Raw genomic sequence first — 22,287 nt, forward strand, 5'->3', positions numbered from 1 at the left:
CCGGACACGCCTCTGTGACCGAACTTGAGCCGCAATGACGACGAAACTTATCGATTGGCTGTTCCGTACAAGCCAGGACGGCGCTATGCCTTTTGGCAATTCTCGAAGGTCATGCAATGAACGATGTTTCCATTCCGGCGGCCCTGATTGCCGGTCTCGTCAGCTTCCTGTCCCCCTGCGTGCTGCCCCTGGTGCCGCCCTACCTGATCTATCTCACCGGCGCGACCATCGAGCACGTCGCCAATGACGAGACGACGGAGGCCTCCAAGCGGGCGGTGATGACCTCGGCGCTGATGTTCGTGCTCGGCTTTTCCACCGTCTTCGTGGCGCTCGGCGCCAGCGCCTCCCTGGTCGGCGGGCTGATCCGCGCCTGGTCGGCTGAGCTCTCGATCGTGGCCGGCATCATCATTATCATCATGGGCCTGCATTTTCTGGGCCTGACCCGGATCGGCCTGTTGATGCGCGAAGGCCGGATGCCGATGCCAAAACCGGTCGGCTTCTGGGGCGCTTACGCCATGGGACTAGCCTTCGCCTTCGGCTGGACCCCCTGCATCGGCCCCATTCTGGCGGCGATCCTGTCGATCGCGGCGGCCGAGGCCACCGTCGCCAAGGGCGCGGGCCTGCTGGCGATCTATTCCGCCGGGCTCGGAATCCCGTTCCTGCTGGCAGCCTTCATGATCGAGCAGTTCTCGTCGCTGTTCGCGCGGATGAAGCGGCATTTGAGCAAGGTCGAGCACGCCATGGGCATCCTGATGGTCATCACAGGCATCAGCTTCCTGACCGGTGCCGTCTCCAACGTCAGCATCTGGCTGCTGGAGACTTTCCCCGCACTGCAAAATTTCGGTTAGGCCCCGTAACAAGCGGGCGCGCCATTACGAAACTCCTGTCAGGACCAGATTGCGGCAATCGCGGCCGCGGCTTTTTTGCGCGCACTGGATTGAAAGAAGCCGCAGGTCGCGGTCTCACGTCGCCAAATACTTAAAGGGGGGTTCGCATGCATTTCATCACCAATCTACTCATCCTGCTGCCCGCACAAATCGCATCGCATTTTTCCTGGGCCGGCCCCCTGATCATGCGGCTCGTCGTCGGTTACACCTTCATGCTGGCCGGCTGGGGCAAGCTGACCCATCTGGAGCAGGTGACCGAGAATTTTGTCGGCTGGGGCATTCCGTTCCCGAAACTCCTCACCCCCTTCGTATCCGGCGTCGAATGCTTCGGCGGTGCGATGCTGATCCTCGGCCTGTTCACGCGCATCCCGGCCGCGATGCTGGCGGTGGTCATGGTCGTCGCCATCAAGTCGGCAAAATGGGGCGACGTCGATTCGCTAGAGACGCTGCTCGGCTTCGAGGAAGCCGCCTATTTTGCCGGCTTCATGTGGCTGGCGATCTGCGGTCCCGGCGCTGCGTCACTGGACCGGCTGCTGGTGAATGCGGCCGGCCACAGCGAGAAATCAACCTGATCTCACAATCCTGTGACAGCGGCGAAAAGCTGAGCCCGGATTTCGACGCGCGCGTAGCTGTCGACACATCAGCGCTTTCGGGAGCCGCCATGAAACTCGTCCGCATCGTCGCCTTCGCCTTCGCAACGCTTGGGGCGTCTCCATCGTTTGCCGCGGACGGGCCAAAATGGAGTGAATGGAGCGACGATCTGTTCACCCGCGCACAGGCCGAACAGCGCTTTGTCATCCTCGATCTCGAGGCGGTGTGGTGCCACTGGTGCCACGTCATGGAGAAGACGACCTACGCCAATCCCGAGGTCAGGGAATTGCTGGCGGCGAAATATCTGCCGGTGCGGGTCGACCAGGACGCCAATCCCGATCTGTCGAGCCGCTATGGCGACTGGGGCTGGCCGGCGACCATCGTGTTCGGCCCCGACGGCACCGAGATCGCCAAGATCAGGGGATATATCGAGCCGGAACGGATGCAGGCGCTGCTCAAGGCGATCATCGACGATCCCTCACCCGGACCGTCGGTCGGCGAATCCTTCGAGGTGAAGCCGTCGGCCTCCGCCTTCCTCGACAAGGAATGGCGGGCCGCGTTGACGAAGAATGTCGACGAATCCTACGATGAAAAACTCGGCGGCTGGGGCGAGAACCAGAAATACATCGACGCCGACATCATGGATCTAGCGATCACGCGCGCCGAGGCCGGCGACGTCATGGCAATCAAGCGCGCCCGGCAGACCTTGGATGCCGCGGTCGCACTGATCGATCCGGTCTGGGGCGGCGTGTACCAGTATTCCGAAGCGGGATCCTGGACGCATGCGCATTTCGAAAAGATCATGTCGTTCCAGGCGCAATATCTCCGCCAGTACAGCCAGGCCTATGCGCTATGGAAGGATCCGAAATATCTTGCCGCCGCGCGCAACATCGAACGCTATCTCGCGGAATTTCTGGCGAGCCCTGACGGCGCGTTCTATGTCAGCGCCGATCTCGACCACGACACCGACGGGCACACATACTACGCGCTGCCGGACGGCGAGCGCCGCAAGCTGGGCATGCCGCGCATCGACAAGAATTTATACGCGCGCGAAAATGGCTGGGTCATTTCAGGACTTGCCGCGTACTACAACGTCACCAACGATCCCAAGGTGCTGGCAATCGCCGAACGCGCGGCGAAATGGGTGATCGACAACCGCGCGCTGCCGGATGGCAGTTTCCGTCATGGCGAGAAGGATCGCGGCGGCCCGTTCCTCGGCGATACGCTCGCGATGGGCCAGGCTTTGCTTGATCTCTATGCCGCTACGGGAAATCGCGACTGGCTCGCTTCGGCCGCGAAAGCCGGCGATTTCGTCGCGACCTTCCGGGATCAGGCCGGGGGCTTCGTGACCTCGAAGACCGCGGAAGGCAAGACCGGCGTGCTCGCAAGACCCGCCAAGCTGATCGACGACCAGGTGCAGGTCGCAAGGTTCATGAACCTGCTCAATCGCTATTTCGGCAACGAGAACTATCGCGAGCACGCCGCGCACGCGATGCGCTATCTCGCCAGCGCCTCGGCCGGCCTGATGCGTCCGCTGCCCGGCATTTTGCTTGCCGACGAAGAACTCGCGGTCGAACCCACCCACATGACAATCGTCGGACCCAAGGACGATGCCCGCGCGAAAAGCCTGCATGCGCTGGCCCGCGCGTTGCCGGCCCGCTACAAGCGCCTGGAGTGGCTGGATCTGCGCGAGGGCAAATTACCCAACCCCGACGTCGAATATCCTGACCTCGGCGAACCCGCGGCGTTCGCCTGCAGCAACCGCATCTGTTCGTTTCCGTCCTTCAATGCCGAGGAATTGCGGGCCACGGTTGCGCAGATGGCCCGGCTGAAACCGGCGCGTGGATAGCGAAACTCATTGTGCGACGCAAACTGATCGCCTCTGCGTCCGGTCTAATCGGTTGAAGCTGCACGCTTTCGGGCTGAATTGCGCTTCTTCCATCGCGAGGCCTCGCAAGGAAATACTCCGGCGCCGCCGGGGTTAGACATCGACGGGATGTCCAACCGCAAAAAAGAAAATTTTCTTTCGAAACTCTGTAACCAAATCGCCCGATGCCCCGTAGCTGGCTTCGGATGAGCACTCAAATCACGGAGACTTGACGGCCTCCGGCAAGCCACCGCGATCTGACTGGCATCCGTCCCTCCCTGCGTCGGCGGGGTCTTTGATCGAACGATCAACCGATCTCACGGCGTTTAGTCCTGTCTTCAAACAATCATCGAGGAGATCGTCATGAAGTTGAATTCCAAATCCGGTGCGACGCTCGCCGCTGCCGCCGCCACCCTGTTCCTCGCCGGCTCGGTGGTGTCGACGGTGTCGACATCAGCGAACGCCGCCCAGGGCAAGTGCATGGCCGGCAACGCCTGCAAGGGCCAGAGCGCCTGCAAGGGCGCTGCGAATGCCTGCAAGGGCCTGAACGCCTGCAAGGGCACCGGCTTCTCGATGGCCTCGGAAAAGCAGTGCGCTGCCATGGGCGCCAAGTTCGTCAAGGGCTGATCGGCGGATCAAATGCGAGGGGGAGGGCCCGGCGCTGCCGGGCCCTCGTTGTTTCGGCCCGGCGGCTAAAATAAATTCGGCCCCGCATGTAACCAAGGCCAGACCCACCGCGTAACTCTCTCCGGGTGCCGTTTGTCGGCTGGAACTGTCGCTGCTTGCGGGCGATGCACCCTCACACTTCTTTTGGAGGATACTCATGAAGATGACATCCAAGTCCGGCGCCGCACTGGCCGCCGCTGCTGCCACTCTGTTCCTGGCCGGCGCCACCATGTCGACCGCAACCTATGCCGCCGGTGAAGGCAAGTGCGTCGGCGCCAATGCCTGCAAGGGTCAGAGCGCATGCAAGGGCGGGGCAAATGCCTGCAAGGGCCAGAACGCCTGCAAGGGCCAGGGCTTCTCGGCCATGACCAAGGAAAAGTGCGACGCCGCCAAGGGTAAGTATATGCCGTCTTAAGTCGCGCCCGATACGAGGCCCGGTGTAGGCCGGGCCTCGTATCCATGGTAAGTTGAGAGCACAATTTGAGACACGCCGCCTCGTTGGCGGTGCCGTTCGAGCGGAGACGAGATGAACGTCGCAAGCAGATTGCCAGACAACTCGGCGGCGGCGCTTGCGGACCGCCCGGCGAAATCGGCCAAGCCGCCCTTCCTCGGCTTCGGTCTCGGCCTGCGCCACCAGCATTACGACGAAATCCTGAGCGGTAATCCGCCGATCGACTGGTTCGAGGTCATCAGCGAAAACTACATGCTGCCCGGCGGCCAGCCGCTGCGCACGCTTGATCGCATTTGCGAACGCTATCCCGTGGTGATGCACGGCGTGTCGATGTCGATCGCCTCCACCGCGCCGCCGAACTTCGAATATCTGCAAGCCTTGAAGGATCTGGCCAGGCGCGTCGAGCCGAAATGGGTGTCGGACCATCTGTGCTGGACCGGCGTCCACGGCAAGAACCTGCATGATCTCCTGCCGATCCCCTACACAAAAGAATCTCTCGATCACGTCGTCAGCCGCGTCCAGCTGGTGCAAGACTTCCTCGGCCGCGCCATCGTGCTCGAGAATGTCTCGACCTACGTCCAGTTCAGCAATTCCGAAATGACGGAATGGGAATTCCTGTCCGAGTTGTCGCGACGCTCCGGATGCTGGCTGTTGTTCGACGTCAACAACGTCTATGTCAGCGCCTTCAACCACGGCTACGATCCCTTGACCTTCCTCAATGGAATTCCGGCGGATCGCGTGGTGCAGTTTCACATGGCCGGCCATAGCCACATGGGCACCCATATCATCGACACCCACGATCATCCGGTGTGCGAGGACGTCTGGGACCTCTACGCCGCGGCCCTAAAACGCTTCGGCCGGGTCTCGACCATGATCGAACGCGACGACAACATTCCGCCGCTCGACGAACTGCTGCTCGAGGTTGCCAGGACCCGCGAAATGGCCGAGAAAATCCTGCCGGCAGGCAAGCATGCGGAATGAGTGACTTCGCGCGACAGCAGGCCGAGTTTCAGCGCGGCATCCTTGATGGCGACGACGCGGTGTTATCGGAAATTCTCGACAGCCCCCGGGAGAAGCGCGAGACGCTGTTCGGCGTCTATCGCTATGCCTATGGCTCGCGGCTGGTCGAGGCGATGCGCAACGATCATGAGCTGCTGCATCTTTATCTCGGCGACGAGATGTTCGACGAGATGGGCCACGCTTACGTCAAGGCGCGCCCGTCCGGGCATCCGAACCTGCGCTGGTTCTCGCAAGGCCTGCCGGAGTTCCTGAAATCGACCGCGCCCTACGCCGCGCATCCCGTGCTGTCCGATCTCGCAGCCCTCGAAAAGGCGCTCAACGACGCCTTCGACGCCGCGGAAGGCAAGGTCGTCGAGCTGACCGATATGGCTGGCTTTGCGCCCGAAGCATGGTCGGGCCTCAGATTCCGGCCGCATCCCAGTGCATCCAGAATTGAGCTATCGACCAACGCGGCTGCAATCTGGCTCGCACTCAAGAACGACGAAGCGCCGCCGGACGCGACCGGACTGGAGCAGCCCGCGCATCTCCTGATCTGGCGCCAGGACGTCACGCCGATGTTCCGCGAACTTTCGGCGGAGGAAGCGATGATGTGGGATGAGGCCGCGAACGGCATTCCGTTCGGCGTGCTCTGCGAAATGCTCGCGACCTATGACGATCCCGACAGCGCGGCGGGCCGCGGCGCGGGCTATCTGCACGGCTGGATCACGGCAGGACTTTTGACGGATGTTTCCGTCGGCTCATAAAGAGGGGCCCCCGGCGAATGGAAACCGACACCGATCGCCATTTCATCGAGCGCATGCATTGGGATGAAGTCGCGCGGCGCATCGGTGATGGCGCGGTGGCAATATTGCCGATCGGCGCCGCCGCCAAGCAGCACGGCTTCCACCTCCCCCTCAATACCGACCGCATTCAGGCCGAATGGCTCGCGGGCAGGATGGCGGGAAGAATCGACGCGCTGATCTGGCCGACGCTGACCTACGGCTATTACCCCGCCTTCGTCGAATATGCCGGCAGCAGCAGCCTTTCGATTTCGACCTTCGAGGCGCTGGTGCGCGAGGTGGCGGGGCAGATTCTCGACAGCGGATGTCCAAAGCTGCTCGTGCTCAATACCGGGATCAGCACGTTGGCTCCGGTCGACCGCGCCCTGGCGCGGCTGGCGAGCGAGCGGGTCAAGCATTTGTGGATCCATGAAGGTCCGCGATATCCCCGCGTGGCCAGGCAACTGGCCGAGCAGAGCCATGGCAGCCATGCCGACGAACTGGAAACGTCGCTGATGCTGGCGCTGGCACCGCATCTGGTCGACATGACGCGCGCCGAAGCCAGCCCCAGCCTGAAACAGGAGGCGGCGGGCGCATTGACGCCGTCGGACCCGAATTCGCCGAACTACAGCCGCTCCGGCAGTTTTGGCGATCCGACACGGGCGACGTTGGCCAAGGGCGAAGCCTTGCTCGCCGCCATGCTTGACGATCTCCACGAACAGGCCGCCGCGTTCATCACGCAAGGCACCGAGCAGCACCGATCGGCCGCGGTCCAGAGCGTGCTGCGATGAAAGCCGCCGGCGCCTTTCGCTGGACCGTTGCCGCTGCCGTCCTCGCCGCGATGCTGGCAAGCGCCCTGTCGTTCCGCGCCGACGCGCAATCGGAATATACGCGCGGCGACCGCATGCCCTACGATGCGTTCGACCGGCTGCCCAGGACCGATCTTGAAGTGCCCGGCGGCACCATCCATGTCGCGTTCGCGCCGGGCGACATCACGCTGCCAAAAGAAAAACTGCTCGGCTGGGTCAGGATGTCGGCCCGCGCCGTCACGGCCTATTACGGGCGGTTTCCCGTCAGCTCGCTGCGACTGCTGTTGGTGCCCGTCGATGGCGGGCGCATCCGCGGCGGCACGACGTGGGGCTATCGCGGCGCCGCCATTCGCATTCCGCTCGGCCGCGATTCCACCGAGGATGTTTTGCAACGCGACTGGGTGATGGTGCACGAAATGGTGCATACCGCCTTGCCCGATATGCCCGATCGCTACGCCTGGCTGTCGGAGGGGCTGGCGGTCTATGTCGAGCCGGTGGCGCGGGCGCAGGCCGGAGACCTTAACGCGCGGGAAATCTGGCAGGCGATGATGCGCGATATGCCGAAAGGTTTGCCGCAGGCCGGCGATCAGGGCCTCGACAACACCGGCACCTGGGGACGCAAATACTGGGGCGGCGCGATGTTCTGCCTGCTGGCCGACATCGAAATCCGCAAAGCGACCAATAATCGCCTCGGCTTGCAGGACGCGATGCGCGGCGTACTCGCCGCCGGCGGCAACCATGAGCAGGACTGGCCGATCGAGCGCATTCTTGCAACCGCCGACAAGGCCGCCGGCGTCGATGTGCTGACCCGGCTTCACAACGAGATGGGGCCGAAGCCCGTGACCCCCGACCTCGCTGCGCTATGGCGCGGCCTTGGATTGAAGCGGATTGGCGAAGATATCGAATTCGACGACAGCGCGCCGCTCGCCGCGATCCGCAAAGCCATTACCGCGCCGCACGTACAAAGAGGCGACTGAAGAAGCCGACGACCCGGCAGCAATCGCTGCCGGATCTTTTCCGACGCAAAATATCAGAACCGGTAGCTGGCGCCGACACGCACGAGATGCATCTCGTTGTGGAATTCAGCCCGCGTGCGGTCCTTGCTGGTCAGCGTGACGCTGCCGTAGTCGGCGTAGAGATATTCGCCGCGCCCGACAAAATGCTTGGTGAAGGCATATTCGAAGCCGCCGCCCACGACCAGTCCGGCCTTGACCTGTTCGTCCCAGATTGCCTGTTGCAGGGTGTCGCAGCCCTTCTGAATCGTATAGCGGTAGCCGTTGTTGATGCTGGCGAAGCCGACGCCGATGGCGCCGTACGCCAGCAGGCGGTCGAACGCGTAGCCGGCGCGCAGCCGAGCCGCACCAAAGGCGCCGAAGCTCGACAGCAAGGCACTGTCGCCAAAGATCAGTTCGTCCCGCGACGACGAGGACTTGCCCCACTCGAGCTCGCCGCCGATCACAAAGCGGTTGGCGAACTGATAGTTGTAGCCGCCGTAGACGCCGACGGCGAAGCCGCTCGCCTGCCCCTCTGCATGACGGCAGGCGCCATTGCGGCAGTAATCGGCCGCCCAGGCGACATACGCCCCGCCGCCGTAAACGCCCGCATAGAACCCGGTCCAGTTGTATTGGGGCGAAGGCAGGTCCGGAATACGGAGATCGGCAGCCCTCGCCGCCGGACCTGCCAGTAAAAAGCCGCAAGCGGCAACAAACCCCCAGGAAACAAAACGCATCAACGCACCTCTTCACGCACGCACACGCAACACATGTTGCGGAACCAAGCTGAAGAGGGAACTTCGGGCGCGATGATGTTTAAGTCAGGCGGCCGCGTGTTGAAACAAGGCCATGTTCGGAACGAAACTGAGACGGCCGCCACAATGTGCAACCTTAGGATGAATAACGTCATTGCGAGCCCTCGCCCACCACCAGCGGTTTCAGCGCGGGGGTGGCGGACCGCAGCCGGCAGCCAGGCCGCGCACCATTCCCGGCGCCGCTACTTTTTTGATGCGGCCGCTGCTGCGGGCAGCAAGACGAGCGCCGCGGCCAGTCCCGCCGCCGATGCCACGGCCGCTGCCGAGAACAGCCAGACGTAGCTGATCGCCGATTCCTGGTTATGCAGCACCGCGCCGAGAACCGCGATGCCGACCGCGAAGCCGCCCTGGCGCATGACGACTGTCACAGCAGATGCCAGGCCAGCAAGATCCGGCGGCACAAGCGACACGGCCGCACCTGACAGTTGCGGGTGAGCCAAAGCCACGCCGACCCCAATCGCGGCAATCCCGCAGAAAGCCGGAATTAGTGGCGGCGCTGAACCGTCCGAGATCAGCGCGCCCGCAATAGTGGCATTGCCGGCTGCCAGAATCGCGAGCGCCAGGGCGAAGTGAAGCCGCCATCCCAGACGATCGGCAAGCCGGCCGCCCAACGGCGGCAGGAACAGCATCGGCAGCGTCGCGGTCAGCAGCGCGATGCCGGCCACTTCCGAGGACCAGCCGTAGGCGGCCGCAAGAAAAAGTGGCAGGTAGACGAGGACCGCCCAGTAGCCGACCGACACGGCGCACAGGAGGATCGCAATTCCGATCATGGCCGGCTGAGCGAAGATGCCGGGGTCGAGGATCGGGTCGGCGCGGCTTCTCTGCTGTATGCCGAATGCCGCCAGAAACGCCGCACTTAGCGTGAGACCCGCCACCATATGTGCCGTCGACGTGCGGCCATGCAACAGTGCCTCGACAAGCGCGGTAAGCGCTGATGTAAACAATACGACGCCCAGAGGGTCGAGCGGCCGGGGCACGGCCTCGCGCGCCTCCGCGACCAGCCGCGGTACGCCCCACGCGACCAGAGCGCAGGCCGGCAGGTTGATGAGGAAAATCCAGCGCCAGCCGATCCACGATGAGACAAGTCCGCCCATCGTCGGACCGAATGCCATCGCGACGCCGGACATGATACCAACCAGGGCAAACGCGTCCGTGCGCGGCCTGGCTTGCTCATAGACACTGGCGATCAGCGCGAAGCCGCCAGTCACGATGAATGCAGCCCCGATCCCCTGCATTACGCGAGCGACCAACAGCGTCGGTCCGTCCCATGCCATCCCGCACGCCAAGGACGCGAGAGCAAAGATGCCGTTGCCAACAAACATCGCCCGCCGCCGCCCATACCGATCCGCCAAAGCTCCCGCGAACAACAAGCAGGCTGTGAAGGCCAAACTGTAGGCATCCATGACCCAGGCATATCCGGCAATTTCGAGCCCGAGTTCACCTGCGACCGTCGGCAACGCGATGACCACCGCCGTCACGTCAAAGTTGGTGAGGAAACCCGCCATGCCCAACAGCAGAGCCGGCATCATGGATTGTGCAGCCCGACCGGAGCCGCTGTCGGACATATTTTTCGGCTGAGTCATCGTGCGAGTGCTGATCCGCTTAATGGTTACTCGTGTCTTTGATTGCCGCTTCTATCAACGCCGACTGTTCACATCGCCATGAATGTCGTTCATAGTGCTGGCATGCGTGCCCTTCCCCCTTTTGATGGCCTGATTGCGTTCGACGCGGCGCTACGTCATCGCAGCATGACACTCGCGGCCGGTGAGCTCGGACTCACACAGAGCGCGATCAGCCATCGGCTGAAAAAGCTCGAGGGCTTTGTCGGCGCGCGGTTGCTCGATCGTACAGGGGGCGGCCTGTTGCCGACCGCGGCCGGCGTCACCCTGGCCGAGGGACTCGGGCGGCTGCTTGACGAAATGGAAGAGCTGCGCGCCCACTCGCGTGCGTCGGTGCGGCCGCTGACACTCAAGATCGGACTGGGCTCTGCGCTAGCGAACTACTGGCTGGTGCGGCGTCTGCCGACGTTTGCGTCCGCATATCCCGATATTGCGGTCGAGCTCTGCATCGTCGAAAGCGATGTGCAGGCGCGCGCCCTCGATCTCGACGTGCAGATCCGATGGCTTCCCAAAGCTGGCGCGCGCGCGACGTCGACCCAGCGCCTGCTGTTCGACGAGATGGTTTTCCCGGTGGCGATCCCCTCCCTGCTGCCGCGTGGGCGGCCACTGCGGGAGCCGCAAGTGCTCGGGACGTTACCGGTGCTGCACAAGGGCCTCGCTGGCCGGAACGAAGGCGCGGAATGGTCGTGGCCGGTGTGGTTCGAACGGCTGGGCGTCACGGCTCCCGTTCAGGCCGGGCTGCGCTTCGACAATCTCGGTACGGCAATCACGGCCGCCTTGCAGGGCAGCGGCGTCGTTCTAGCCCGGTCCTTGCTTGTTCATGATGCGCTCGCCGACAAGCAGCTTTGCCGCGTCGTGTCGCCGGACTGGGATATGACGTGCAGCAAGGCGCACGTCATCCGCTGGCCTGCCACCCTGACGAATGACAGGCGTGTCGCATTGTTTGCCGACTGGGTCGTCAAGGAAGCGGAACGAACATCCCTTCAATGAAGGGGCGTCGCTGCTGATATCCGCTCGGCGTCCGCAAGTCCTATTACGCCACCGGCACGATCTTGCCGGGATTGAAAATGTTCTGCGGATCGAGCGCCTGCTTCAGCGCGCGCATGGCGTCGATCGCCTCGGGGCCAAGCTCAGCCTCGAGGTATTTCTGCTTGCCCTGCCCGATGCCGTGCTCGCCGGTGCAGGTGCCGCCCATCGCCTGCGCCCGCTCGACCAGGCGATGCATGAAGTCCTCGCCGCGCGCCATTTCCTCCGCATTGTCGACGTCGCAGACCAGCGAACAGTGGAAATTGCCGTCGCCGACATGGCCGACGATCGGCGACAGCAAATTGAGCCGCTTCAGATCGTCCTCGGTTTCGGTGACGCAATCGGCCAGCCTTGAGATCGGCACGCAGACGTCAGTCGCCACCACGCCCGCCCCCGGCCGCAGCGCCTTCACCGACCAGTAGGCGTCATGCCGCGCCTGCCACAGCTTGGTGCGGTCCTCGGGCTTGGTGGTCCAGGTGAAATCGCCGCCGCCGCATTCCTTGGCGATCTCACTGAAATTCCTCGACTGCTCGGCCACCTCGACCTCGCTGCCATGAAATTCCAGCAGCAGCAGCGGCGTCTCCGGCAGGGTCAGCTTCGAATAGGAATTGCAGGCGCGGACCTGCTCGGCGTTGAGCAGTTCGATCCGCGCCAGCGGAATGCCGGTCTGGATGGCAAGGATCGTGGCCTGACAGGCGCCGCGCACCGTCTCGAACGAACAGGCGGCGGCCGCGATCGTCTCGGGGATACCGCGCAGCTTGATGGTGAGTTCGGAGATGATGCCGAGCGTACCTTCGGCACCGACGAACAGGTGCGTCAGGTCATAGCCGGCCGACGATTTTTTCGCCCGCGTGCCGGTCGTGATGATCGCGCCGTCGCCGCGCACCACCTTGAGCGCCAGCACATTGTCGCGCATGGTGCCGTAGCGCACCGCATTGGTGCCGGAGGCCCGCGTCGACGTCATGCCGCCGAGCGAAGCGTCGGCGCCGGGATCGATCGGGAAGAACAATCCCTGGTCGCGCAGATGTTCGTTCAGCGCCTTGCGGGTGACGCCAGGCTGGATCACGCAATCCAGATCCTCGGCATGAACTTCGAGAATCCGGTTCATGTCGCGCAAATCGATGCAGACGCCGCCGGCCGGCGCGTTGACCTGCCCCTCCAGCGACGTGCCGGTGCCGAAAGCGATCACGGGAACACTGTGTTTGGCGCAGATCCGCACCACGTCCTGTATGTCCTGGGTTTCCTGCGCCATCACCACCGCATCGGGCGGCTGCGTCGGCAGCCAGGTGGTGGTATGGGCGTGCTGCTCGCGCACCGCCTGCGAGGTAATCAGCCGGTTGCCGAATCGCGCCGCCAGCGCCTCGATCGCGCTTGCCAGCGCCTGCGGCTCCGGCCGCTTCACACTACCCGATATCGTCGTCGCCACGCCAAATTCCTCCGGATTTGAGCGGACCGTGGCAAAGGATATAAGGGGGGTCAAGAGACCCGTAAAAACAAAGGGATGGATGATGACGAGCGCTGCCGCCGCCAAGGATAATCTGAAGGATAATCTGAAGGATAATTTGAAGGATATGCCGTTACCGCCGGCCCCGTTCCTGTCCTCGGTGATGCAGATCGAACCGCAATGGATCGACTATAACGGCCACCTCAACATGGCCTATTACAACGTGATGATGGACCGCGCGATCGACGAGATGTGGCTGCAGCTCGGGATCGGGCCGGCCTACATGAAGGAACGCCACTGCTCGACCTTCACCGCCGAATGCCATGTTCGCTACATACGCGAGATTCACCTTGGCGATCCCGTTCAGATTTCGGTTTATCTGTTAGGTCATGACGAGAAGCGGCTGCACACGTTCGAGGAACTGCGGCATGCGAGCGAAGGCTGGCTCTCCGCGACGTCGGAGAACATGACGCTCCACATGGACATGAATGCGCGGAAAGTGGCTCCCTTCCCGCCCGATATCCGCGCCCGCGTCCAGGCGGTGGTGGACTCGCATGCAGCCGTGCCGCGGCCCGAGGGTATCGGACGCAAGGTCGCGATGCCCGTGAAATAGATTCAGGCCGGCAGCCCGGCTTCTTGCAGCGCGCCGACGACCAGATCGCACTGGCTTGGCGGCAGCGGCGGCATGCCCCGCTCGACCTCCGACACCGTGAGATCGGGATAGCGCTGCCGCAGTGCACCAAGACTGCGGCTGGCCAGCGGCCCCTGCCCGGCCAGCACATAGGCCGGACACAGGGTTCGATGCACCCAGCTTGCGGAAGGGTGTTCAGCCAGCGCGCGTTCCTGCCAATGCGCACCTTCGGCGTATTGACCGGCTGTGAATAGTGCACAGCCGATCCCGACCATGCTGTTGAAGGCCAGTGGATCGTGGGGCGCGAGATCGAGCGCAATCTTGAATCGCTCAATGGCGGATTGTGGATCACCCTTGTAGACGTCGATCCATCCGCTGCGGCTCCAGGCCCAAGCCGATCCGCCGTCGATCGCGAGCGCCCGGCGCGTGACAAGATCGGCGGCATCGAACTCGTTAAGCAGCGATAGCGCGTTGCCGAGTATGGCCAGCACGGTGGCATCACCGCACAGCGCCCTCGCCCTGTGGGCCAGTTCGAGGCTTCGCGCGCGTTCTTCCTGCGGCGAATGGGTGAAGTGATAGACCACGCGCTGAACATGCGCCCAGGCCGCCAGCGCGGTGGCGAGCGGATGGTTCGGGTCCTGGTCCATCGCGCACTCGAGCATTTCCAGCGCGCGGGCATTGCCATTGGCATCGAGCGAGAGAACGCCCGGCATCGCACGTAGCGCCAGATCCTGGGCGCCGAGACTCGTCGCTGGCTTTCGCAGCGCACGGTCGATCTCCGCCAGCCGCAGGCAGGGCTGCAGCGCCGCAGCGATCCTGGCCGCGAGATGCTCAGCCGTCGCGATGTCATCGCGCAGGATACCGTCGGCGCGATGCGCCCAGAGCTGGCCGCCGCTCTCGGTGTCGATCAGCCGAATGGTCAGGTGCGCCTGTATGCCGGTCGCCCTGATGGCTCCGGTCAGATGATAGCGCGCCGATCGTGACCCGGTTGCCACAGAGATTCCGGCGCGGGTCAGCGCCGTGATGAGATCGTCGGCAATGTCGGCGGCGATCTCCAGATTTTCCGCAGCCGCCTCGATCGGCCCGAAGGCGACCGCCGGCCGGTCGCGCGACGGGAGGAAATGCGACGGCATCGCGCCCAGCGACTCCGTGAACACGGCCTGCCGCTTCAGCGTCTGCGACGGCGTCTCGCCATAGCGGCGGCGATACGCGATCGAGAACCGCCCAAAATGGGGAAAACCGCAACGCAGCGCCACATCCATGATCCTGACGCCCGGCGCCCCCTGCAGCAACTCGCGGCGGGCGCATTCGAGCCCGATGTCGCGAAGCACGGCGCGCGGGGTCCTGCCGACAAAGGCGAGGAACTGGCGCTGCAAGGTTCGGCCGGAAGTGCCCGCGATGGCAGCGAGTTCCGTCAGGCGCCAATTGTGGCCGACATTGGAATGCATCGCGTCCAGCGCGCGCCTGACACCGCGGGGCAGCGGCGACGCCACCGATGAAACGTCCTGACTGGTGATCATCCGCAACTCCGAAGGCCCTGGTTGTGAGTCCCGGGAGCGGTCGAAAGGTTCACGATCGGGATAGCCGTGTCGCGAAGTGGATAGCCGCCCGGCGGTCCCCCGAACTAAGCCCGGACCACGCCCACACCGTCAAATCCGCGCCTCAAAGGAGGAACTTGCACATGGCTACATCAACTGCCGTCAAGAACGAACAACCTGGCCAGATCGACCTTTCCGCCCTCAAGACCAAGCAGCACGGCGCTTGGTCGTCCGGCGACTATGCCATTGTCGGCACCACGCTGCAGATCGTCGGCGAAGAGCTGTGCGAGGCGCTCGACCTCCGGGCTGGCCAGAAGGTGCTCGACGTCGCGGCCGGCAACGGCAACGCAACGCTTGCCGCCGCGCGGCGCTGGTGCGAGGTGATCTCGACCGACTACGTGCCGAGCCTGCTCGAACGCGGCCGCGCGCGTGCTGCTGCGGAAGGCCTGTCGGTCCAGTTTAGGGAAGCCGATGCCGAGGCGCTCGACTTCGGTGACGCGACTTTCGACACCGTGCTCTCGACCTTCGGCGTGATGTTCACGCCGGACCAGGACCGTGCGGCTTCCGAATTGCTACGGGTGTGCAAGAGCCGCGGCAAGATCGGTCTCGCCAACTGGACGCCGGAGGGCTTTATCGGACAGTTGTTCAAGACACTCGGCAAATACCTGCCGCCGCCGGCCGGCGCGAAATCGCCGGCGCTGTGGGGAACGCAGGCACGCATCACGGAAATGTTCGGGACGTCGGCCGCGTCCATCAAGGCGGAGAAGCGTTACTTCATGTTCCGCTACCGCTCGCCGATGCACTTTCTCGACGTGTTCAGGAATTACTATGGCCCGACGCTAAAAGCCTTTGCCGCACTTGATGAAACCAACCAGCGCCGCCTCGCCGACGATATCCTGAAACTGATCGCATCGATGAACCGCGCCGAGGACGGCACCATGGTGCTGCCGAGCGAATATCTGGAAATCGTCATCACCAAGCGTTGATTCAACTGTAACGTGGCGACGGCCCCAACGGGCCGCCGCCCGCACTTTTATGTCGACGAAGGAGCTTTCCGGCATGATCCATGAGACCCGCGGGCGCATCGACTATCAGGAGGCCGGAACGGGCTCGACCGTTGTGCTGGTGCCGGGATCGTGCAGCACCGGCGCCGCCTGGCGGCCGGTGATGGGTCACTGGCAGAACCAGTTCCGCTGCGTGACAACGAGCCTGCTGGGATATGGCGGCACCGATGAACGCCGCAGCTCAGGCGATTCAGATATCGCGCATGAGAGTGAGATCCTCGAGACCGTGATCCGTCGCGCGGGCGGCCCGGTGCATCTCGTTGGCCATTCGTTTGGCGGACTGGCCGCGCTCGCGGTCGCATTGCGGGGACGCGTTCCGCTGCTCAGCCTGACCATTGCCGAAGCCCCGGCCATGGAAATCCTGCGGGAAGCCGGAGAGATGCAGCACTATGACGCTTTCCGAAAGATGTCCGGCGCCTATTCGGATGCGTTCAGGGGCGGTGAAACCGACGCGATCGCGCGGATGGTCGACTTCTATGGCGGTGCAGGTACTTTCACTGCCTGGCCCCAGCGCGTTCGCGACTACGCGATTGAGACGACGCCCGCGAATTTGCTGGATTGGGAATCGGCGTATGGTTTCCGCCTCACGCCTGCATTACTGGCGACCGTGAAGATTCCTACACTCGTCGTATGGGGTGAGATCAGTCATCCGGCTGTATGCCGGGCGAACGACATACTGAGCCGGTATATCCCGCAGGCCGACCGCGCCACGATAGATGGGGCGGCTCATTTCATGATCGCGACCCACCCGAAGCCATTTGCGGACCTGATGGCTCGTCACGTCAGGCAGTCCAACCTTGGGCAGTCCAGCCTTGCACTGGGTGCCGCGCGCTAGTTTGCGCGCGGCACCAGCTTTTTGGCTTGCGCCCTGCTAGACGTTGCTGCGTCCGCGCACCAGTCCAACCACGGCCGAGACCAGAAACAGGATCACGGCAATAAAGAAGATCGCCTTGGCGATTTCGACGGACGCGCCGGCGATGCCGCCGAAGCCCAGAATACCCGCGATCAACGCGACGACCAGAAACGTAACGACCCAGCTCAGCATGACACCACCTCAATTGGCTGTTGCTCTCGCGATGCCTGCGACTGCAGCGTCGCGCACCGACTGACAGAACAATCCGGCCCGGAAACGATGGTTCCTGGCCGCAAAACCCCGAAATTTGACGATTCCAGCGGAACAAAATCGCAGGCTTGCCTCGAAATCGGCCCTGCAAAAGCGCCGGGATAAAACCTGTCAAAACGGCCGGACAGGCCCTATATGGCCCTCAATCCCTGCTATGAAGGCTCCCCTTTATCGCCTCACGGTGCCATCGTGGGGCCAAGACGATTCGAGCATGACCGAGCCGAGCAAACTGCCCCATCGCGGCGTCCCCGAGCACCAGCCAGCGGCTGGCGGCATCGCCGCGCGTGCGCGGGCTGCGGCCGGTCCGCAATATCTCAACGGGCTCAATCCCGAACAGCGCGAAGCGGTCGAAACGCTGGATGGCCCGGTTCTGGTGCTGGCCGGCGCCGGCACCGGCAAGACGCGCGTGCTGACCACGCGCATTGCCCATATCCTGAGCCAGGGCCGGGCGCGGCCGCATGAAATCCTGTCGGTGACCTTCACCAACAAGGCCGCGCGCGAGATGAAGCTGCGGCTCGGCCAGATGCTCGGCCAGGCCGTGGAAGGCATGCCGTGGCTCGGCACCTTCCACTCGATCGGCGGCCGTATCCTGCGCTTCCACGCCGAACTGGTGCAGCTCAAATCCAATTTCACCGTGCTCGATGTCGACGATCAGGTGCGGCTCTTGAAGCAATTGCTGCAGGCCGAGAACATCGACGACAAGCGCTGGCCGGCGCGCATGCTGGCCGGGCTGATCGACGGCTGGAAAAACCGCGGGCTGACGCCGTCGCAGGTGCCGGCAGGCGAAGCCGCGATGTTCGGCAACGGCAAGGGCGGAAAGCTCTACGCCAGCTATCAGGAGCGGCTGAAGATTCTCAACGCCGCCGATTTCGGCGACCTGCTGCTGGAGAACATCCGGCTGTTCCGCGAGCACCCCGACGTGCTGCGGCAATACCAGAACCGGTTCAAGTTCATTCTGGTCGACGAATATCAGGACACCAACGTCGCGCAGTATTTATGGCTGCGGCTGCTGTCGCAGGCGCCGTCGCGGCCGGGCGCGCCGCTGTCGGCGATCATCCCGGGGGCCACCAACTCCCCCGTCATTCCGGGGCGCGTCGAAGACGCGAACCCGGAATCTCGAGATGATGAGGACTCTCCTCGAGATTCCGGGTCTGCGCTTTCAGCGCATCCCGGAATGACGGAGGCCCCGGCCCCCGCCACTCCTCTCAAAAACATCTGTTGCGTCGGCGACGACGACCAGTCGATCTATGGCTGGCGCGGCGCAGAGGTCGACAACATCCTGCGCTTCGAGCACGACTTTCCCGGCGCAAGAGTCATCCGCCTCGAACGCAATTACCGCTCGACAGGTCACATCCTCGCCGCCGCCTCGCATCTGATCGCGCACAACGAAGGCCGGCTCGGCAAGACGCTGCGCACCGAGGATGTCGACGGCGAGAAGGTCACTGTGACCGGCTCCTGGGATTCGGAAGAGGAAGCCCGCGCCATCGGCGAGGAGATCGAGGAATTGCAGCGCGCGGGCGAGAACCTCAACGAGGTCGCGATCCTGGTGCGGGCCTCGTTCCAGATGCGCGAGTTCGAAGATCGTTTCGTCACGCTCGGCCTGCCCTATCGCGTGATCGGCGGTCCGCGGTTTTACGAGCGCGCCGAAATCCGCGACGCGCTGGCATATCTACGTGTGATCAATTCGCCTGCCGACGACCTCGCCTTCGAGCGCATCGTCAACGTACCCAAGCGCGGGCTCGGCGACGCCACCGTGCAGATGCTGCACGACCATGCCCGCAAGCGCCGCATCCCGCTGTTCGAAGCCGCCCGCGCCGTGGTCGAGACCGACGAATTGAAACCGAAGGCGCGCGGGAGCTTGCGCGATCTCATCCTGCATTTCGACCGCTGGCGTGCGCAGCGAGAGGTGACGTCACACACCGAGCTCGCCGAAATCGTGCTCGACGAGAGCGGCTATACCGAGATGTGGCAGAAGGACCGCTCGGCCGACGCTGCGGGCCGGCTGGATAACTTGAAAGAACTGGTGCGCTCGATGGAAGAGTTCGAGAACCTGCAAGGTTTTCTCGAACACATCTCGCTGGTGATGGACCGCGACGGCGGCGCCGAGGAAGAAGCGGTGTCGCTGATGACGCTGCATTCGGCCAAGGGGCTGGAATTCGACAATGTGTTCCTGCCGGGCTGGGAGGAAGGCCTGTTTCCCAGCCAGCGCACGCTGGACGAACAGGGCCGCGCCGGACTCGAAGAGGAGCGGCGCCTCGCCCATGTCGGCCTGACCCGCGCGCGCCGCCGCGCCAAACTCTATTTCGCCACCAACCGCCGCATCCACGGCACGTGGTCAACCACGATCCCCTCGCGCTTCCTCGACGAGTTGCCGTCGGCCAATGTCGAGATCACGGAATCCAAGGGCGGCTCCGGCTGGGGCGGCGGCTACGGCCCGTCGCGTTTCGACAATGTCGAATCCTTCGGCTCTAGCTACACCACGCCGGGCTGGCAGCGCGCCCAGGCCAATCGCAACCGCGGCCAGGGTGGCCGCGGACAGGCCCGCGGCGGTTTCGAGGAAAGCCAGTCGTCGTTTTCAGGCTCGCGCAGCGATGCCTTCTCAGGCGGCGGCTTTTCACGCAACAAGCGCGGCCCGATGGTGATCGAGGGCGAACTGGTCGCGAAATCCACCGGCACGGTTTCGGAATTCTCGCTCGACGACCGCGTGTTTCACCAGAAATTCGGTTACGGCAACGTGGTGAAGATCGACGGCAACAAGCTGACGATCGCGTTCGAAAAGGCCGGCGAGAAGAAGGTGGTCGATAGTTTCGTGGAGCGAGTGTAGACTCGCCTCATGAATCACAAGCGCAAACGCCCGAAGTCCGCGCGCGCCGGCTGTCTGTTGTGCAAGCCGCACAAGGCCAATGGCTGTTACCCGCGTCATAAAAATATGCAATTTGGAGACCGTCGGCGTTTTGAGGCTGGCAGAGAACAAATGCGCTGCGAAGGCTTCGTTACAGCAAGGTAGATTCCACCATTGCGGAAGGCCCCGTGCGTTCCTATCTCCCGGTTCCCACCCGTCCCACGCCTCGACCCGGCCGAAGTGCCGCCTCGACGCGCCACATCCCCTTTCAGACTGCCATGCTCGCGATGCCCCCTATCATCTCCGTCTCAAATCTCTCAAAGACCTACGGCTCCGGTTTCAAGGCGCTGAACAACGTCAATCTGGACATCAAACGCGGCGAGATCTTCGCACTGCTGGGGCCGAACGGCGCGGGCAAGACCACGCTGATCAGCATCATCTGCGGCATCGCCAATCTGAGCGAGGGCAGCGTTACCGTGGGCGGGCATGACATCGTCAGGGATTATCGCGCCGCGCGCTCGTTGATCGGGCTGGTGCCGCAGGAACTGCACACGGACTCGTTTGAAACGGTATGGGCGACCGTCAGCTTCAGCCGCGGCCTGTTTGGCAAGCCGAAGAATCCGGCGCACATCGAAAAGATCCTGAAAGACCTGTCGCTGTGGGACAAGAAGGATTCCAAGATCATCACGCTTTCCGGCGGCATGAAGCGCCGCGTGATGATTGCGAAGGCGCTGTCGCACGAGCCGCAGATCCTGTTCCTGGACGAGCCCACCGCAGGCGTCGACGTCGAACTGCGCAAGGGCATGTGGGAAGTGGTGCGCACCCTGCAGGCCTCCGGCGTTACCATCATCCTGACCACGCACTACATCGAGGAAGCCGAGGAGATGGCCGACCGCATCGGCGTCATCAACAAGGGCGAGATCATCCTGGTCGAAGACAAGGCCGGGCTGATGCAGAAGCTCGGCAAGAAGGAATTGAAAGTGCATCTGCAAGGCAGGATCGATGCGATCCCCGCCTCGCTCGCCACCTACAATCTCGAACTGTCCGACGATGGCCACGCGGTGATCTACGACTACGACACCAAGGGCGACCGCACCGGCATCACCAGCCTGCTCAATGACCTCCGCAATGCCGGCATCCGTATCTCGGACCTCGATACCCGCCAATCGTCCCTGGAAGACATCTTCGTCAGCCTGGTGCGGCAAGTTTGAAGTTCCTATCAGTGTTTGCCGCACCCCCTTCATAGGAACTTCAAACTTTCATGCCGCACCAGAATCATAATTTGACTAGCGCTCCTTTGATTTCGAAGCTCGCATCAGAGGCTCCGCGAAAGCTTGCGAGCTTCGAAATCAGAGCGCTAGTGAGGGCGCCATGAATTACCGTGCGATCCGCGCCATCTATCTGTTCGAAATGGCCCGCACCTGGCGCACGCTGCTGCAGAGCATCGTCTCGCCGGTGGTCTCCACCTCGCTTTATTTCGTGGTGTTCGGCGCCGCGATCGGCTCCCGCATCACCGAGGTCGAGGGCGTCAGCTACGGCACCTTCATCGTGCCGGGGCTGGTGATGCTGTCGGTCTTGACTCAGAGCATCGCCAATGCCTCGTTCGGCATCTATTTTCCGAAATTCGTCGGCACCATTTATGAAATATTGTCGGCGCCGATTTCCTATCTCGAGATCGTGATCGGCTATGTCGGGGCGGCCGCGACCAAATCCATCATCCTCGGCCTGATCATTCTGGCCACCGCCGCACTGTTCGTGCCGCTGCACATCCATCATCCCTGGTGGATGCTGACCTTCCTGGTGCTCACGGCCGTGACCTTCAGCCTGTTCGGCTTCATCATCGGCATCTGGGCCGACGGGTTCGAAAAGCTGCAGATGATCCCGATGCTGGTGGTGACGCCGCTGACCTTCCTCGGCGGCAGCTTCTACTCGGTCAACATGCTGCCCTCGGGCTGGCGCACCATCACGCTGCTCAATCCCGTGGTCTATCTGATCTCGGGCTTCCGCTGGAGTTTTTACGAGATCGCCGACGTCAGCGTGGGCTTAAGCCTCGGCATGACGCTCGGCTTCCTCGCCATATGCATGGCCCTGGTGTGGTGGATTTTCCGGACCGGTTACCGGCTGAAGAATTGACACCGGAATCG

21 protein-coding genes are annotated in these 22,287 nt (G+C 63.2%); 16 read left to right on the forward strand and 5 right to left on the reverse strand.

Features of this window, described 5'->3' with window-relative positions:
• Positions 1-116: 116 nt before the first annotated feature.
• The 9 genes from JQ624_RS04195 to JQ624_RS04235 all read left to right on the forward strand — a co-directional run bounded on the left by JQ624_RS04195 (position 117) and on the right by JQ624_RS04235 (position 8,026).
• A complete protein-coding gene (locus JQ624_RS04195; protein ID WP_212417584.1) occupies positions 117-848 on the forward strand; it encodes a cytochrome c biogenesis CcdA family protein in 732 nt (243 codons plus the stop codon).
• Between the two features lie 146 nt (positions 849-994).
• Positions 995-1,459: a DoxX family protein gene (locus tag JQ624_RS04200; protein WP_212417585.1), complete on the forward strand. Its 465-nt coding sequence runs from the start codon at positions 995-997 to the stop codon at positions 1,457-1,459.
• Positions 1,460-1,548: 89 nt separating this feature from the next.
• Complete coding sequence (locus tag JQ624_RS04205; protein WP_212417586.1) at positions 1,549-3,327, forward strand: thioredoxin domain-containing protein; 1,779 nt, start codon at positions 1,549-1,551, stop codon at positions 3,325-3,327.
• 381 nt (positions 3,328-3,708) lie between these two features.
• On the forward strand, positions 3,709-3,972 hold the full coding sequence (locus tag JQ624_RS04210) for a hypothetical protein (RefSeq protein ID WP_212417587.1): 264 nt from the start codon (positions 3,709-3,711) through the stop codon (positions 3,970-3,972).
• A gap of 196 nt (positions 3,973-4,168) precedes the next feature.
• The gene (locus tag JQ624_RS04215) at positions 4,169-4,426 is read left to right on the forward strand and encodes a hypothetical protein (protein WP_312014377.1); all 258 of its coding nucleotides are present in this window, start codon (positions 4,169-4,171) and stop codon (positions 4,424-4,426) included.
• Between the two features lie 111 nt (positions 4,427-4,537).
• Complete coding sequence (locus JQ624_RS04220) at positions 4,538-5,443, forward strand: DUF692 domain-containing protein (RefSeq protein WP_212417588.1); 906 nt, start codon at positions 4,538-4,540, stop codon at positions 5,441-5,443.
• Entirely contained in the window at positions 5,440-6,225 is a 786-nt protein-coding gene (locus JQ624_RS04225) for a DNA-binding domain-containing protein (RefSeq protein WP_212417589.1), read from the forward strand. The genes JQ624_RS04220 and JQ624_RS04225 overlap by 4 nt, the downstream gene beginning before the upstream one ends.
• A gap of 17 nt (positions 6,226-6,242) precedes the next feature.
• A complete protein-coding gene (locus JQ624_RS04230; protein ID WP_212417590.1) occupies positions 6,243-7,031 on the forward strand; it encodes a creatininase family protein in 789 nt (262 codons plus the stop codon).
• A complete protein-coding gene (locus JQ624_RS04235) occupies positions 7,028-8,026 on the forward strand; it encodes a hypothetical protein (RefSeq protein ID WP_249129373.1) in 999 nt (332 codons plus the stop codon). The genes JQ624_RS04230 and JQ624_RS04235 overlap by 4 nt, the downstream gene beginning before the upstream one ends.
• A gap of 53 nt (positions 8,027-8,079) precedes the next feature.
• Here the strand turns inward: JQ624_RS04235 and JQ624_RS04240 are convergent, their stop codons facing one another.
• Positions 8,080-8,778, reverse strand: a complete 699-nt coding sequence (locus JQ624_RS04240; protein ID WP_212417591.1) for an outer membrane protein — start codon at positions 8,776-8,778, stop codon at positions 8,080-8,082.
• Positions 8,779-9,038: 260 nt separating this feature from the next.
• Positions 9,039-10,439, reverse strand: coding sequence for an MFS transporter (locus JQ624_RS04245; RefSeq protein WP_249129375.1), 1,401 nt, complete (start codon positions 10,437-10,439; stop codon positions 9,039-9,041).
• Positions 10,440-10,541: 102 nt separating this feature from the next.
• Between JQ624_RS04245 and JQ624_RS04250 the strand changes: the two genes are divergently transcribed.
• Positions 10,542-11,465 carry a LysR substrate-binding domain-containing protein gene (locus JQ624_RS04250; protein WP_212417592.1) on the forward strand — a complete coding sequence of 308 codons (924 nt, stop codon included), beginning with the start codon at positions 10,542-10,544 and terminating at the stop codon, positions 11,463-11,465.
• Between the two features lie 43 nt (positions 11,466-11,508).
• Here the strand turns inward: JQ624_RS04250 and JQ624_RS04255 are convergent, their stop codons facing one another.
• Complete coding sequence (locus tag JQ624_RS04255; RefSeq protein WP_212417593.1) at positions 11,509-12,927, reverse strand: FAD-binding oxidoreductase; 1,419 nt, start codon at positions 12,925-12,927, stop codon at positions 11,509-11,511.
• Positions 12,928-13,072: 145 nt separating this feature from the next.
• Between JQ624_RS04255 and JQ624_RS04260 the strand changes: the two genes are divergently transcribed.
• Positions 13,073-13,558: a thioesterase family protein gene (locus JQ624_RS04260; protein WP_212417840.1), complete on the forward strand. Its 486-nt coding sequence runs from the start codon at positions 13,073-13,075 to the stop codon at positions 13,556-13,558.
• A 2-nt stretch (positions 13,559-13,560) separates the two neighbouring features.
• On the opposite strand, the gene JQ624_RS04265 is transcribed toward JQ624_RS04260, so the two are convergent.
• Positions 13,561-15,096: a helix-turn-helix domain-containing protein gene (locus JQ624_RS04265; protein ID WP_212417594.1), complete on the reverse strand. Its 1,536-nt coding sequence runs from the start codon at positions 15,094-15,096 to the stop codon at positions 13,561-13,563.
• A gap of 161 nt (positions 15,097-15,257) precedes the next feature.
• On the opposite strand from JQ624_RS04265, the gene JQ624_RS04270 reads away from it, so the two are divergent.
• Positions 15,258-16,100: a class I SAM-dependent methyltransferase gene (locus JQ624_RS04270; protein WP_212417595.1), complete on the forward strand. Its 843-nt coding sequence runs from the start codon at positions 15,258-15,260 to the stop codon at positions 16,098-16,100.
• A 73-nt stretch (positions 16,101-16,173) separates the two neighbouring features.
• A complete protein-coding gene (locus JQ624_RS04275) occupies positions 16,174-17,013 on the forward strand; it encodes an alpha/beta fold hydrolase (RefSeq protein WP_212417596.1) in 840 nt (279 codons plus the stop codon).
• 36 nt (positions 17,014-17,049) lie between these two features.
• On the opposite strand, the gene JQ624_RS04280 is transcribed toward JQ624_RS04275, so the two are convergent.
• Positions 17,050-17,223, reverse strand: a complete 174-nt coding sequence (locus tag JQ624_RS04280) for a DUF1328 domain-containing protein (protein ID WP_212417597.1) — start codon at positions 17,221-17,223, stop codon at positions 17,050-17,052.
• A 289-nt stretch (positions 17,224-17,512) separates the two neighbouring features.
• Between JQ624_RS04280 and JQ624_RS04285 the strand changes: the two genes are divergently transcribed.
• From JQ624_RS04285 to JQ624_RS04295, 3 genes are all read left to right on the forward strand, one after another.
• On the forward strand, positions 17,513-20,125 hold the full coding sequence (locus JQ624_RS04285) for an ATP-dependent helicase (protein WP_212417598.1): 2,613 nt from the start codon (positions 17,513-17,515) through the stop codon (positions 20,123-20,125).
• 305 nt (positions 20,126-20,430) lie between these two features.
• Complete coding sequence (locus JQ624_RS04290) at positions 20,431-21,354, forward strand: ABC transporter ATP-binding protein (RefSeq protein ID WP_212417599.1); 924 nt, start codon at positions 20,431-20,433, stop codon at positions 21,352-21,354.
• A 160-nt stretch (positions 21,355-21,514) separates the two neighbouring features.
• Positions 21,515-22,276 (forward strand): ABC transporter permease, encoded by a 762-nt coding sequence (locus JQ624_RS04295; RefSeq protein ID WP_212417600.1) that lies wholly within the window; start codon positions 21,515-21,517, stop codon positions 22,274-22,276.
• Positions 22,277-22,287 lie beyond the last annotated feature (11 nt).

The organism is Bradyrhizobium sp. AUGA SZCCT0283 (genome assembly GCF_018130385.1).
GTDB lineage: Bacteria > Pseudomonadota > Alphaproteobacteria > Rhizobiales > Xanthobacteraceae > Bradyrhizobium.

Coding starts and splice junctions, on each gene's coding strand:
- JQ624_RS04195 (WP_212417584.1), top strand. CDS start 117: ATGAACGATGTTTCCATTCCGGCGGCCCTGATTGCCGGTCTCGTCAGC.
- JQ624_RS04200 (WP_212417585.1), top strand. CDS start 995: ATGCATTTCATCACCAATCTACTCATCCTGCTGCCCGCACAAATCGCA.
- JQ624_RS04205 (WP_212417586.1), top strand. CDS start 1,549: ATGAAACTCGTCCGCATCGTCGCCTTCGCCTTCGCAACGCTTGGGGCG.
- JQ624_RS04210 (WP_212417587.1), top strand. CDS start 3,709: ATGAAGTTGAATTCCAAATCCGGTGCGACGCTCGCCGCTGCCGCCGCC.
- JQ624_RS04215 (WP_312014377.1), top strand. CDS start 4,169: ATGAAGATGACATCCAAGTCCGGCGCCGCACTGGCCGCCGCTGCTGCC.
- JQ624_RS04220 (WP_212417588.1), top strand. CDS start 4,538: ATGAACGTCGCAAGCAGATTGCCAGACAACTCGGCGGCGGCGCTTGCG.
- JQ624_RS04225 (WP_212417589.1), top strand. CDS start 5,440: ATGAGTGACTTCGCGCGACAGCAGGCCGAGTTTCAGCGCGGCATCCTT.
- JQ624_RS04230 (WP_212417590.1), top strand. CDS start 6,243: ATGGAAACCGACACCGATCGCCATTTCATCGAGCGCATGCATTGGGAT.
- JQ624_RS04235 (WP_249129373.1), top strand. CDS start 7,028: ATGAAAGCCGCCGGCGCCTTTCGCTGGACCGTTGCCGCTGCCGTCCTC.
- JQ624_RS04240 (WP_212417591.1), bottom strand. CDS start 8,778: ATGCGTTTTGTTTCCTGGGGGTTTGTTGCCGCTTGCGGCTTTTTACTG.
- JQ624_RS04245 (WP_249129375.1), bottom strand. CDS start 10,439: ATGACTCAGCCGAAAAATATGTCCGACAGCGGCTCCGGTCGGGCTGCA.
- JQ624_RS04250 (WP_212417592.1), top strand. CDS start 10,542: ATGCGTGCCCTTCCCCCTTTTGATGGCCTGATTGCGTTCGACGCGGCG.
- JQ624_RS04260 (WP_212417840.1), top strand. CDS start 13,073: ATGCCGTTACCGCCGGCCCCGTTCCTGTCCTCGGTGATGCAGATCGAA.
- JQ624_RS04265 (WP_212417594.1), bottom strand. CDS start 15,096: ATGATCACCAGTCAGGACGTTTCATCGGTGGCGTCGCCGCTGCCCCGC.
- JQ624_RS04270 (WP_212417595.1), top strand. CDS start 15,258: ATGGCTACATCAACTGCCGTCAAGAACGAACAACCTGGCCAGATCGAC.
- JQ624_RS04275 (WP_212417596.1), top strand. CDS start 16,174: ATGATCCATGAGACCCGCGGGCGCATCGACTATCAGGAGGCCGGAACG.
- JQ624_RS04280 (WP_212417597.1), bottom strand. CDS start 17,223: ATGCTGAGCTGGGTCGTTACGTTTCTGGTCGTCGCGTTGATCGCGGGT.
- JQ624_RS04285 (WP_212417598.1), top strand. CDS start 17,513: ATGACCGAGCCGAGCAAACTGCCCCATCGCGGCGTCCCCGAGCACCAG.
- JQ624_RS04290 (WP_212417599.1), top strand. CDS start 20,431: ATGCCCCCTATCATCTCCGTCTCAAATCTCTCAAAGACCTACGGCTCC.
- JQ624_RS04295 (WP_212417600.1), top strand. CDS start 21,515: ATGAATTACCGTGCGATCCGCGCCATCTATCTGTTCGAAATGGCCCGC.